The sequence below is a fragment of the Micromonospora sp. NPDC047730 genome, from assembly GCF_043204765.1.
Lineage (GTDB): Bacteria > Actinomycetota > Actinomycetes > Mycobacteriales > Micromonosporaceae > Micromonospora.
This window is the reverse complement of the sequence record NZ_JBIDCU010000017.1, coordinates 75,540-88,312: the sequence shown is the minus strand read 5'-3', so window position 1 is coordinate 88,312 and position 12,773 is coordinate 75,540. Positions and strand designations below refer to the sequence as shown.

Sequence of the window (12,773 nt, the reverse complement as noted above, 5' to 3'; positions counted from 1 at the left end):
ACGGGCGGGCACCCCCGCGAGGGGTGCCCGCCCGTTCCCGTCGGTCCGGGCGGCTCAGCCGCCGTTGCGGCCCGGCGGACGGCCCGGGTTGGTCGGCTTGGTGCCGCTGCCCGGGGCGGTGCCCCCGCCGGCGCTGATCTGGATGGTCACCACGCCGCCCTTGATGGTCCGGCCGTCGGGGCTGGTGCCGGCCGCCTTGCCCGGGGCGCAGCTCGACGGGACCTTGATGTCGGAGACGACCGCGTCGAAGCCCTCCGCCTCGATCCGGGACTTCGCCTGCTCCACGTCCAGGCACTTCACGTCCGGGATGCGGCGCTGGTCGCCCTCGGAGATCTTCTGGCCCGGGGGCTCGAAGTTGATCCGCTTCTTGCCCTTCATGGCGTCGCGCAGCGTCTCGTAGACCGGCGGGTTGATGCCGTCGCGCTGGTTGTGCTTCATCTTGACGTTGGTCTGCGGCCAGTCCGGGTCGGCCATGATGCCGGCCACCGCGTACTGCCTGGTCATCGCGACCAGCGAGGCGGTCTTCTCCGAGTCGGTGGTGCCGGACTTGCCGGCCACCGGCGCGTCGACGATGCCCCTGACGTTCGCGGCCGTACGGCTGCCGCCGCACCTGCTGGTGGAGGAGTTGTCGCCGACCGGGCAGCGGGCCGCGTCGACGGCGGCGCGGGCCACCTCGGTGCTGACCCGCTTCTCGCAGCGCGGGTTGGCGATGTCGAGCTTCTTGCCCTCCGGGTCCTTGATCTCCTGCACCGGGATCGGCTCGCAGTACTTGCCGTCCGCGGCGAGGGTGGCGTAGGCGTTGGCCAGCTCCAGCGGGGTGGTCTGCGAGACGCCGAGGGTGAAGGCGCCCCACTGGTGCGCGTAGTCCTTCGTGCTGGCGAACTTCGCGTCCTCGCTCTGCCGGAACTGGATGCCGAGCCGCTTGGCCACGTCGACCACGTTCTCGGCGCCGACCTGCTGCTGCAACGGCACGAAGTACGTGTTGATCGACTGCGCGAAGGCGCTCCACATGTTCTGCACGCCGCCGGCCTTCTTGCCGGAGTTGGTCGGGCAGTAGAAGTGGGTGCCGGGGCACGCCGCCGAGCTGCTGCTGTCGATGATGTATTCCGACTTGAACTGCTGCGGAGCGTTGATCGTGTAGCCGAGCGGGATGCCCTTCTCCAGCGCGGCCACGATGGTGAAGATCTTGAAGGTCGAGCCGGCCTGGTAGCCCGTGATGCCGTCGCCGCCGGTGAGCAGCGGGTTCACCGTGTTCGGGTAGTTGCCGAGCTTGCCCTTCTTGCGCTGCTTCGGGTCGCTGTGCGGCTTGTTCGCCGGCTTCTTCGGGTCGTCGAGCTTGAAGGTGCGGTTGACCGCCAGCGCCCGGACCCGGCCGGTGCCCGGCTCGACCACCGCCACCATGGCGGCTTCCTTGCTCTTCTCCGGCTTGGCCTTGCGGACGGCCTTGTCGGCGCCCCGCTGGGCCTGCGGGTCGAGCGTCGTGACCACGGTGTAGCCGCCGCTCTTGAGCCGCCGCTCCCGGTCGTACGAGGTCGAGCCGAACGTCTCCTGCTGCATCCACCAGCGGTAGAAGTAGTCGCAGAAGAAGCCCCAGCCCTTCTCGTTGGTCGAGACGCAGCCGTTGGGCGCCCGCTTGCCGGTGACCTTGAGCTGGACGGCCTTCGCCGCGTCCGCCTCCTGCTGGGTGATGGCGCCGATCTCGACCATGTTGTCGATGACGTAGTTCCGCCGCTCGACCGCCGCCTTGTAGCCGCTCTTGGTGGTCGGGTCGTTGGTGCTCGGCGCCTTCACCATGCCGGCGAGCATGGCGGCTTCCTCGATCTTGAGCTTGCTCGGCGGCTTGTTGAAGTAGACCTGGCTGGCGGCGTAGACGCCGTACGCGCCGTTGCCGAAGGCGGCGATGTTCAGGTAGCGCTCCAGGATCTCGTCCTTGGAGAGCTCCTTGTCGATCTGGATGGCGTAGCGCATCTCGCGCAGCTTGCGGGCGCTGGTGTCCTCTGTGGCCGCGACCACGTCGGCCGGGTGGGTCGCCGAGTAGGCGATGGCCAGGCGGACGTACTGCATGGTCAGCGTCGAGGCGCCCTGCTGGCTGGACGCGCCGGACTGGTTGTTGACGAACGCCCGGGCGATGCCGTTGAGGTCCACGCCGTTGTGCTTGTAGAAGTCGTGGTCCTCGGCGGCGATGATCGCCTTCTGCATGATGGGCGCGATGTCGGCCAGCTTCACGTCGCGACGGTTCTCGTCGTACATGGTCGCCAGCGGGGTCTTGCCGTCGGAGGCGTACAGGTAGCTGATCTGCGGCGCGCGGGCCACGGTCAGCTCCTTGGGCAACGCGCCGAAGGTCTCGGCGCCGGCCTTGGCGGCCAGGCCGGACATCGCCACCGCGGGGAAGGCCGCCGCCGCGACCACCACGCCGGCCAGTAGGCCACATATGAGTAGCGATGCGGCGTTGGTCAGCACATTGTGGTCACGTTTCCGCATCCAGGTCACCTCGACAGGGTACGCGAGTAGGGAACGAGGGGCGCCGGGGCTTCTTTCCCCATTTCCTGCGCGCGCCGACCTCGTTGTGCTAAACGCACGACCCCCGGTGCGTGGTTGCGTGAATCCGGCGTCGAGTCTCCCTCCTTCCCGAGGGGGCCCGCAGCGTTTTCACGGACTCCGGCGGGGTAACCGGCGGTCGCGAAGCCCGGGAAGCCGGGAGTGTCCGGAATGATGGATTTAGCCGACAACGTTGCGTAATCAGGCGACTACAGAGCATGATGGGGGCGGCGACCGAGCCACATGTCGTCCGTGCGGCCTTGGGGAAGGCGCGCCGGGCGATCGGGGGGAATTGCCGGCTGGTCCGCGACGGGGTCGGTAGGTACTGCAAGGGGGGACGAGTACACATGGGCATGATCACTGACTGGCCGTCGCTGGCGGCGTGTCAGAACGGGGACCCGGACGCGTTGTTCGTACAGGGCGCCGAACAGAACGTGGCCAAGCGGATCTGCCGGAGCTGCCCAGTCCGGTACGAGTGCCTGGCCGACGCGCTGGACAACCGGATCGAGTTCGGCGTGTGGGGTGGCATGACCGAGCGCGAACGCCGCGCGCTGCTGCGCCGTCACCCCCAGGTGACGAGCTGGCGCAAGATGTTCGAGGCCGCGATGAAGAAGAACGCCAAGGACAAGGCCGGCAAGGACAAGATCCTCGTCACCGCCGCCGGCTGATCGCCGTCACGGCCGGCTGATCGCCGCGCCGATCGTCCGCAGCCCGTCGACGTCGTGCACGTCGGCGGGCTGCGCCGTCACGGACACCGCCGGCACCGCCGGGAACGCCTCCGTGAACCGGGCCGCCACCTGCCGCTCGCGTACCGCCTGCTGGGCCAGGGCCGCGTGGGCCCGCAGCACGTCGACGGTGCCCTCGTGCCCGCCCAGGTCGGCCAGGCGCTCCGCGGCGGCCAGGCTCTCCGCGGCGCCCAGGCCGGGCACCGCCGGCCGGTGCACCCGGTTGAGCACCAGACCCGCCAGCGGCATCCGCTCCTCGCGCAGCCGGCCCGCGAAGTAGGCGGCCTCCCGGACCGCGTCCGGCTCTGGCGCCGCGACCAGCAGGAACGCCGTCTCCCGCGCCTGGAGGATGCGGTACGTCTGCTCGGCGCGCTGCCGGAACCCGCCGAACATCGAGTCGAGCGCGGCGACGAAGCCGGAGAGGTCGGTCAGCAACTGGGCGCCGAGCACCTTCTGCACGACCTTGGAGAACATCCCGAACGAGGCGGTCACCAGGCTGAACATGCTCCGCCCGCCGGTGCGCGCCGGGGCGAGCAGCAGCCGCAGCATCCGCCCGTCGAGGAAGCGGGACAGCCGGGCCGGGGCGTCCAGGAAGTCCAGCGCCGAGCGGGACGGCGGGGTGTCCACCACGATCAGGTCCCACTCGCCCCGGGCGTGTAACTGGCCCAGCTTCTCCATCGCCATGTATTCCTGGGTGCCGGCGAAGGTCGAGCTCATCGCCTGGTAGAAGGGGTTGGCGAAGATCTCCGCCGCCTTCGCCTGATCGGTGTGCTGGAGCACCACGTCGTCGAAGGTGCGCTTCATGTCCAGCATCATGGCGTGCAGCTCGCCGCCGCTGGCCTCGACGTCGATCCCCTTGACCTGGCGGGGGGTGTTGTCCAGCTCGGTCAGCCCGAGCGACTGGGCCAGCCGGCGGGCCGGGTCGATGGTGAGCACCACCGTCCGCCGGCCGTGCTGCTCCGCGGCCCGCAGCGCGAGCGCGGCGGCCGTGGTCGTCTTCCCCACCCCGCCCGCCCCGCAGCAGACCACGATCCGCACGCCGGGATCGGCGAGGATCTGGTCGACGTCCAGCTGCGGCGCCGCGTCTTCGGAAGGCACCAATCGAGCGTATCGGGCCGGGTCGGTCGCCGCGCCCGTGCCGGTGGCAGGTGTGAGTCAATCCGCCCGGAGGAGGGCGTCGGCCAGCTGGTCCAGCCCGGCGCGGTCCACCCCGTCGGGCAGCAGCGGCAGCTCGGTCAGCGGCAGCCCCAGCTCCACCAGGTCGGCCCGCAGCGAATCCTCCAGCTCGCGGCGGATCGCCTGGTCGCGTGCCTCCACGGCGAGCCCGGCGACGGTGTCCCGGTCCGCCGGCAGCCCGGCGGCGCGCAGCCCCCGCTCCAGCTCGGCCGGGCCCACCGCGCGACCCGCGGGCAGCGGCGGCCGGACGCCGTTGACGATCACCCGGCCCACCGGGAAGCCGAACGAGGTCAGCTCGGCGATCGCGTCGACCGTCTCCTGGACCGGCATCTCCTCCAGCAGGGTCACCACGTGCACGGCGGTGATCGGGGAACGCAGCAGCGCCGCGACCCCCTCGCTCTGGGTCTTGATCGGGCCGACCTTGGCCAGCCGGGCCGTCTCGGCGGTGACGTTCAGGAAGCGGCCGATCCGCCCGGTCGGCGGGGCGTCCAGCACCACCGCGTCGTACGCGCGCCGCTGGTCGACGGTGCGGGTGGTCGCCTCCTTCACCTTGCCGGTGAGCAGGACGTCCCGCAGGCCCGGGGCGATGGTGGTGGCGAAGTCGATCGCCCCGAGCTTGCGCAGCGCCCGGCCCGCCGCGCCGAGCTTGTAGAACATGTCCAGGTACTCGAGGAGGGCCTCCTCGGCGTCCACCGCCAGGGCCCGCACCTCGCCGCCGCCCGGCGCGTCGGTCAGGTGCCGCTCCTCGTAGGGCAGCGGGTCGGTGCCGAAGAGCTGGGCGATGCCCTGCCGCCCCTCGACCTCCACCAGCAGCGTGCGCCGGCCACCGGCGGCCAGGGCCAGGGCCAGGGCGGCCGCGACGCTGGTCTTGCCGGTGCCGCCCTTGCCGGTCACGACGTGGAGTCGGGCCGGCCACTGGGTGCCGGCCGGATCGGCCGGCCGCTCTGCTGCTCGCACCCGTCGAGCCTATCCAGCGGCCGGGCTCAGGCGACCTCGCAGACCCACCAACCCGTCTTCTTCACCACGGTGAACCGCAGGTCCTGGTCGGCGACCTTCTCGTCGGCGGTGGTCATGGTGACCTTGGTGGTGACCGTGGCGCGGTCGCCGGTCTGGTCGTCCACCTTCGGGCTGCTCCACCGGAACCGCAGGTTCTGGTGGGCCGAGACGTACTTCTCGACCTCGGCGACCTTGGCGGCGATCTTCTCCTCGTCCCGGGACGAGGAGCAGACCAGGGCGGCCGCCCTGCCCGCGTCGCGGTCCTTGTAGACGGCGGTGAGGAACTGCTCCACGGCGACCGCCGGCTCCTTGGCGCCCTCGCCGCTCTCGGCGTTGCGCAGCGTCAGGAAGGTGACGACGCCGCCGCCGGCGCAGAGCAGCAGGATCACGGCCAGGGCGATGGCGGCGATCAGCACGCCGCGCTTCTTCTTCGTCGGTGCGGCGGGCGGCTGGTACGGCGGGTATCCGGCCGGGGGCGGCGGGACCGGCGGGTACCCGGCCGGGGGCGGCGGGACCGACGGGTTCGGGGCTGCTGCCGGCGTGGGCGGCACGGCGGCGCCGGGAGCGGCCGGGACGTCCGGCTGGCCGGCCGGCGATCCGGTGGGGCCGCCGCTGGGTGGTTGGGTCATCTCTTCCCCCGGGGTGCGACGTCGTCGCCTGCCCCGGCGACGAGTGTGATCGAGCTGGCGGCGAGCCGGCGAGCGCCCGTCCGACGGGAAGGGTAGCGGTCGGTCGGCCGGTTTCGTGGGGCGGCAGGTGGGGGCTCGTTCCTGACCAGGGATGTGTCGCATATGTGACTCGGCGTGACCGGGCGTGCGCGTCCTGTTGGCGGGACTCTTCCTCCGGTCCTACGTTCTCACCGGCGCGGGGGAAAGGCCGGGCACCGGGGCCCGGCCCGCAAGGCGATGACGTGACCAGGTACGACGTCCGGAGGCAAGGCATGCGCGACGTGGACAAGATCCCCCGAGCACAGTTCCCGGCGGGTGACCGGGCCTGGCGGACCGGGGCCGGTTCCTCCGGCGAGACCGAGGGCGTGGCCGGCGGCCTGCCGATCAACGAGCGGTCGTACCGGCGGTTCGCCCCGCCCGTCGAGGCGGTACGCACGGCCGGCCGGCCCGGCGGGCGCGGCCGGGACGAGGAGGAGCCCGGGTACGTCATCCACCTGCCGATCCGGGTCGCCGACCTGGCGGCGGCCACCGCGCTGGCCGGCACCGTCGCCACGTCACTGAGCTTCCTGCCGGAACTGGACGCGGGCGAGACGACCGTGTCCACCGCGGACGACCAGAACAACCGGCACCGGGTCTTCTGCGACCTGCTGCTGCCGGACCGGTCCCGCTGCCCGCAGCCGTACGAGCACAGTGGCCCCTGCGGGGAAGTGCCCACCGCCCCGGAGCAGCGTCCCGCGCCCCGACCGTCCGCCGGACCGTAGGCTGTGCGTCGAAGAGTCGTACTCCATCAGAGGGAGCCCTCCACCGATGCAGAAGTGGGAATACGCCACGGTCCCGCTGCTGGTCCACGCGACCAAGCAGATCCTCGACAACTGGGGTGAGGACGGGTGGGAACTCGTCTCCGTGGTTCCCGGCCCGAACCCGGAGCAGCTCGTCGCCTACCTGAAGCGGCCGAAGGCATGAGCGAGCGGAGCGAGCGAATCATCGGGATCAGCGTGTCGGTGCCTCGGGGCGCCGCCGAGCGGAGCGAGGTGGCGGCATGAGCAACGGTCCGCACGGGAAGCTCGCCGAGCTCGGGCACACGCTGCCCGAGGTGGTCCCGCCCGTGGCCAGCTACGTGCCGGCCGTGCAGTCCGGGCAGCACGTCTACGTCTCCGGGCAGCTGCCGATGGCGGAGGGGAAGCTGCTCGCCACCGGCAAGGTCGGCGCCGGCGTCTCCGCCGAGCAGGCGAAGGACCTGGCCGAGCGGTGCGCGCTCAACGCGCTGGCCGCGATCGACTCGCTGGTCGGCCTGGAGAACGTCGTCAAGGTCGTCAAGGTGACCGGCTTCGTCGCCGCCGCCCCCGGCTTCACCGCCGTTCCCGGCGTGATCAATGGTGCCTCCGACCTGTTCGGCGCGGTATTCGGTGAGGCCGGCCGCCACGCCCGCGCCGCCGTCGGCGTCGCCGAACTCCCCCTCGACGCCCCGGTCGAGGTCGAGGTCATCGTCGAGGTCGCCTGACCCGCGCCCGCCCCGCGATCTTGCACTGACCGCCCCGGCAAAAGCCGTGAAGTGGGACGTATCCCGGGCGGAAACTGCAAGATCGCGGGGAGTGGCGGCGGGGGCCGTACGATCGCAGCCATGACCGGGCACTTCACCGCGCCGGCAGCGGCGCTCGCCGACCAGCTGCCGGGTTGGGTGACGCTGCTGCGTGCCCCGAACCCGGGGCCGATGACGCTCGACGGCACCAACACCTGGCTGCTGCGCGCCCCCGGCCAGGAGCACGCCGTCGTCGTCGACCCGGGCCCGGCCGACGAGGAGCACCTGGCCGCGATCGCCGCGCGGGGGCCGATCGGGTTGGTGCTGATCACCCACGGCCACCCGGACCACACCGAGGGCTCGCCCCGCCTGCGCGACCTGCTCGACGGGGTGCCCGTGCGCGCGGCCGACCCGGCGCACACCCTCGGCGGGGAGCCGCTGACCACGCCCGGCGACGGCCTCGGCGGCCCCGGCCTGGACATCCGGCTCGTGCCGACCCCCGGCCACACCGGCGACTCGGTCTGCTTCGTCGTCGCGCACGGCGACGAGCGGGTCGTGCTCACCGGTGACACCATCCTGGGCCGGGGCACCACCGTGGTCGCCCACCCCGACGGGCACCTCGGGGACTACCTGGCCAGCCTGGAGTTGCTCTCGACGTACCGGGGGATCCCGGCGCTGCCGGGGCACGGCCCGGCGCTGGCCGACTGCGCCGCCGCCGCGGAGTTCTACCTCGCCCACCGCCGGGCCCGGCTCGACCAGGTCCGGGCGGCGGTCGCCGAGGGGGCCACCACCGCCGCGGAGGTGGTCGCGAAGGTCTACGCGGACGTCGACCGGTCGCTGTGGTGGGCGGCCGAGTGGTCGGTGCGGGCCCAACTGGAACACCTCGGGCGGGAATCCGGCGCGGGCGCCGCGGGGTTGGAGCAAGCGTGACCTGCCCGGTGTGCGGAACCGTAGCCGTCCCCGGCGCCCGGTTCTGCCACAACTGCGGGGCCGCCCTGCCGGCCGCCGCGACGCTGCCGGCCGCCGAGCGCCGCGTGGTCACCGTGCTCTTCGGCGACCTGTCGGACTTCACCTCCTGGTCCGAGGACCTCGACCCGGAACGGGTCGGCGCGGTCACCGACCGGGTGCTCGCCGCCCTGGCCGGCGCGGTCAAGACCTTCGGCGGGCACGTCGACAAGCTCACCGGCGACGGGATCATGGCGGTCTTCGGCGCGCCGGTGGCGCACGAGGACGACGCCGAGCGGGCGGTCCGCGCCGCGCTGTCCATGCAGCGGGCGGTCCGCCGGGTGCTCGACGACGAGCGGGGCGGCGGCGCGCCGCTCGGCCTGCGGGTCGGGCTGAACACCGGCGACGTGATCGCCGGCATCCAGGCCGCGATCGAGTACACGGTCATCGGCGACACCGTGAACACCGCCGCCCGGCTGGCCGACGCCGCCGCCGTCGGCGCGGTCTACGCCGGGGCCCGCACCTCCGCGGCCACCCGGCACGTCGCCTCCTGGCGCGCGCTGCGACCGCTGCGGCTCAAGGGCAAGCGCGAGCCGGTCGAGGCGTACGAGCTGCTGGGCCTCCTGGACGCGCCGGGCACCCGGTCCGGCCTCGGTGACGAGGCCCCGTTCGTCGGCCGGGAGACCGAGATCGGCCGGGTCGCCGGCCGGCTGGCCGAGGTGATCGACCGCGGCGAGCCCCGGGTGCTCCTGATGACCGCCGAGGCGGGGCTCGGCAAGTCCCGGTTCGCCGCCGAGGTGGAACGCCTCGCCGCCGGCTACGACGTGGGCGCCGGCCGGTACGCCGCGCACACCGGCGCCCGGGTGCTGTCGGTGCGCTGCGCCGCGTTCGGTGAGCGGCGCCGGCTCGCGCCCCTGGCCGACCTGGTCCGGGCGGCGGTCGGCCTGCCCAACGACGCCGCCACCGCGCTGACCCGCCCGGCCGTCGAGGAGCGGCTGCGCCGGCTCAACCAGCGCCTCGGCCGTGCGGGTGGCGACCCGGCCCCGGTCGCCACCGACCAGTTGATGGCCCTGCTCGGCTACGCCGAACTGCCCGGCGGCGGCCCGGCCGACCAGGGCGAGTGGACCAACCCCCAGCAGCCCGCCGACGCCGACGCCGTGCCGAACGCCGTCGCGGACCTGCTCAGCGCCCTCGCCGCGGAGGCGCCCCTGGTGGTCGTCGTCGACGACCTGCACGACGCGACCGCGGAGACCATCCGGGCGCTCGGGCTCGCCCTGTCCCGGCTCGCCGGCCCGGCGCTGGTGCTGCTGCTCGGCCGGCCCGAGCTGGTACGCACCGCCGGCGCGCTGACCCGGGTGTCGGAGGCCGAGGTGCACGCGCTGCCGCCGCTGCGCGGCGCCGACGCGGCCCGGCTGCTCACCAGCTATCTCGGCGGGGGCAGGCTGCCGCAGGCCGACACCGACCGGCTGCTCGCCACCGCCCAGGGCAACCCGTTCTACCTGGCCGAGCTGGTCACCCTGCTGATGGAGCGGGGCGCCCTGACCGCCGTCGCCGACCGGAACGCCCCGAGCCCGGGGGCCTGGCGGCTGGTGCCCGGCTCGCTCGGCAGCCGCCTGCTCTCCCGCGACCTGGCCGCGGTGCTCGCCGCGCGTATCGACGCGCTGCCCGTCGACGCCCGCTCGGTGCTGCGGGACGCGGCCGTGGTCGGCGACACCGTGCCGGCCGGGGCGCTGGAGGCGCTGCGCGAGCAGCGGGCCGGCCGGGACGGCCGCCCGGCGGCGGTGGTCGCCGTCGAGCTGGAGCGGGCCGTCGAGGAGCTGCTGCAACGCCGGATGCTGCACCGCACCCGCACCGGGTACGCCTTCGCCACCCCGCTGATGCGGGAGGCCGCGTACGCCGGGGTGAGCAAGGCCGAGCTGGCCGAGCGGCACGCGGCGCTGGCCCGCTGGGCCGCGACCGACCCGCCGGCAGGGGCGGGCGCGCCGGGCGGCTTCACCGGGGCGGCCCGGGACGTCTTCGTGGCCCAGCACGTGGAGCGGGCCGCCGCGCTGGCCGACGCGGTCGGGCTGCGGCCGGACGCCCCGGCGCGGACCGTCGTCCCGCTGGGCGTCGCCGCGCTCGGCGGGGCCGCCCGCCGGTCGCTGCAGGCGGGCGAGCCCGCGCTCGCCGTGGAGTACGCCGAACGCGCCGCCGAGCTGGCCCGCGACGGGGTGCCGGCGGCCGACCGGGTGGTGCACGCCCGGGCGCTGCTCCAGATCGGCCGGCCCGCCGACGCGCTCGCCTCCGCCGAGAAGATCGCGGCCAACGCCGGCGACGAGTCGGCCGTCCGGGCCAGCGCGCTGCTGCTCGCCGGGCAGGCCCACCAGACCATGGGCGACCAGGCGCGGTCGGCGGCCTGCTGGCAGGAGGCGTTGCAGGTGGCCACCGACGGCGGCCTGCCGACCCTGCGTGCCTCGGCGATGCGCCGCCTCGGCATGGCCGACTTCATCGCCGGGCGGCTGGGGCAGGCGAGCAGCCGGCTCGCCGCCTCGTACCAGGTGAGCCGCCAGGCGCAGGACCGCCGGGGGCAGGCGTGGTCGTTGCAGAACCTGGCCTGGGTCACCACCACCCGGGGCGACTTCGCCGGGACCGACGCGGTGCTCGGCCGGGCCGCCCGCCTCTTCGCCGAGCTGAAGGACCCGTACGGGCGGGCGTGGCTGCGGGGTACCACCGCGTTCGCCCGGCTGCTGGCGGGCCGGCTGCGGGAGGCGTGCCGGATGGCGCGGGTCTTCCTGCCGTTCGGCGAGCGGGTCGGCGAGGCGTGGGCGGTGGGCACGCTGCGGGCGGTGGAGGCGTACGCGACCGCCGAGCTGGGCGAGCTGGGCGAGGCGGACCGGGGGGCCCGCCGCGCGTACCGGGAGTTCGCCGCCGCCTCCGACGACTGGGGGCAGGGCTTCGCGCTGGTCGTCCGGGGGGTGGTGGCGCGCGGGCTGGGCGAGCCGGAACACGCCGCCGACCTGCTCACCGACGCGCTGCGGTACGCCCATCGGACGTCGCACCCGCTGCTCACCGGCATGGCCGGCACGCTGCGGGGGTTCGTGGCGCTGGACATGGGCGACTACGACACGGCCGAACGCGCCGCCCGCTCGGTGCTGACCGCCGTCGAGCCGCACAACCCGCAGGCGCCCGCCCAGGTGGCGCCCCGGGTGCTGCTGGCCACCGCCCGGCTGGCCGCGGGCGACTCCGCCACCGCGGTCGGGCTGCTCGCCCCGGTCGCCACCGTCGCCGCGACCGTGCCCTCGCTGCTCTTCTCCCGCCGCCAGACGATGGCCCGGTACGCCGCCGCGCTGCTCGCCCACGGCCAGCGCGAGCAGGCGCTGGACTGGGCCCGGCGGGCGGTCGCCGCCCCGGCGGAGGACGTGCGCAGCCAGGTGGTCGGCGCGATGGTGCTCGCCGAGGCGCTGGCCGCGTGCGGCCGGCCGGCGGAGGCGCTGGCCGCCGCCGAGGAGGCGGTGCGCCTGGCGTACGGGACCGAGCAGCGCAGCGAGCGCGCCGCCGCCGACGCCCTCCGCGCCCGCCTCGCCACCGGCTGACCCCTGGCCGGCTCGGCGGGGCCCCGGCCCGGGCAGGTCTGGCGGTTCCGGTGATGTGGCATGTCGGGGGTGGCCGCTAGCGTGTCAGGCCGGAGGGGCGGTCCGATGTCGACCGCGCCGGGTCTGGGAGGGGCCGGGATGAGGTTGCCGCGTTCGGCCGCGGGATGGACGATCGCGGTCTTCGGCGTGCTGGCCCTGCTCATGGGCGTGGTCGGGCTGCTCTGGCCCGAGGCGCTGCTGCGCCTGCTCGGCTTCGAGGTGCCGGCGACCCGCGCCGCCGGTGACCACACCGGCACCTTCCTCCTGGCGTCCTCGATGGCCTCGTTCAACATGGGGGTCTACTACCTGCTCGCCACCGCGACCGAGTGGCGCCCGTTCTACCGCTTCACGGTGGTGTTCCGGCTGGTCACGTTCACCGTGTTCGCCATCGCGGTGCTGGCGGACATCGCGCCCGGCCGGTTCTTCGGGGTGGCCGCCTGGGAGGGCCTCGGCGCGGTGGCGACCGCCGCCGGGCTCTGGTGGGACGCACGGCGCGCGGGCCCGGTGGCCGGCGGGGGTGGGAGCCGTCTTTCCGCTGGTGCCGCCCCGGCCCCCGACGCGGTGCACTGAGCAGCCCGTCCGGTTGGGTATTTTC

The 12,773-nt window shown here is 74.2% G+C and carries 11 protein-coding genes; 7 read left to right on the top strand and 4 right to left on the bottom strand.

What is annotated here, in order from left to right:
* Window positions 1-54: 54 nt before the first annotated feature.
* Window positions 55-2,481 carry a penicillin-binding protein gene (locus tag ACGF5G_RS28900; protein WP_393268449.1) on the bottom strand — a complete coding sequence of 809 codons (2,427 nt, stop codon included), beginning with the start codon at window positions 2,479-2,481 and terminating at the stop codon, window positions 55-57.
* A gap of 404 nt (window positions 2,482-2,885) precedes the next feature.
* On the opposite strand from ACGF5G_RS28900, the gene ACGF5G_RS28895 reads away from it, so the two are divergent.
* Complete coding sequence (locus ACGF5G_RS28895) at window positions 2,886-3,206, top strand: WhiB family transcriptional regulator (protein ID WP_319460489.1); 321 nt, start codon at window positions 2,886-2,888, stop codon at window positions 3,204-3,206.
* 6 nt (window positions 3,207-3,212) lie between these two features.
* Here ACGF5G_RS28895 and ACGF5G_RS28890 read toward each other — a convergent pair whose 3' ends face one another.
* The 3 genes from ACGF5G_RS28890 to ACGF5G_RS28880 are packed head-to-tail and all read right to left on the bottom strand — an operon-like array spanning window position 3,213 to window position 6,064.
* Window positions 3,213-4,364 (bottom strand): ArsA-related P-loop ATPase, encoded by a 1,152-nt coding sequence (locus ACGF5G_RS28890; RefSeq protein ID WP_350679355.1) that lies wholly within the window; start codon window positions 4,362-4,364, stop codon window positions 3,213-3,215.
* Between the two features lie 54 nt (window positions 4,365-4,418).
* On the bottom strand, window positions 4,419-5,396 hold the full coding sequence (locus ACGF5G_RS28885; protein WP_393268446.1) for an ArsA-related P-loop ATPase: 978 nt from the start codon (window positions 5,394-5,396) through the stop codon (window positions 4,419-4,421).
* Between the two features lie 26 nt (window positions 5,397-5,422).
* Entirely contained in the window at window positions 5,423-6,064 is a 642-nt protein-coding gene (locus ACGF5G_RS28880; protein ID WP_393268443.1) for a hypothetical protein, read from the bottom strand.
* 311 nt (window positions 6,065-6,375) lie between these two features.
* Here ACGF5G_RS28880 and ACGF5G_RS28875 point away from each other — a divergent pair, with 311 nt between their 5' ends.
* The 6 genes from ACGF5G_RS28875 (at window position 6,376) to ACGF5G_RS28850 (ending at window position 12,748) form a co-directional block, all read left to right on the top strand.
* Window positions 6,376-6,864, top strand: a complete 489-nt coding sequence (locus tag ACGF5G_RS28875) for a hypothetical protein (RefSeq protein ID WP_393268584.1) — start codon at window positions 6,376-6,378, stop codon at window positions 6,862-6,864.
* A gap of 46 nt (window positions 6,865-6,910) precedes the next feature.
* Window positions 6,911-7,066 (top strand): DUF4177 domain-containing protein, encoded by a 156-nt coding sequence (locus ACGF5G_RS28870; protein WP_013736319.1) that lies wholly within the window; start codon window positions 6,911-6,913, stop codon window positions 7,064-7,066.
* 76 nt (window positions 7,067-7,142) lie between these two features.
* Window positions 7,143-7,604, top strand: a complete 462-nt coding sequence (locus ACGF5G_RS28865) for a RidA family protein (protein ID WP_393268440.1) — start codon at window positions 7,143-7,145, stop codon at window positions 7,602-7,604.
* A 120-nt stretch (window positions 7,605-7,724) separates the two neighbouring features.
* Entirely contained in the window at window positions 7,725-8,552 is an 828-nt protein-coding gene (locus tag ACGF5G_RS28860; protein WP_357696081.1) for an MBL fold metallo-hydrolase, read from the top strand.
* Window positions 8,549-12,139, top strand: a complete 3,591-nt coding sequence (locus ACGF5G_RS28855) for an adenylate/guanylate cyclase domain-containing protein (protein WP_393268436.1) — start codon at window positions 8,549-8,551, stop codon at window positions 12,137-12,139. The genes ACGF5G_RS28860 and ACGF5G_RS28855 overlap by 4 nt, the downstream gene beginning before the upstream one ends.
* Window positions 12,140-12,277: 138 nt before the next feature.
* A complete protein-coding gene (locus ACGF5G_RS28850) occupies window positions 12,278-12,748 on the top strand; it encodes a hypothetical protein (protein ID WP_393268434.1) in 471 nt (156 codons plus the stop codon).
* The last annotated feature ends 25 nt before the right edge of the window (window positions 12,749-12,773 follow it).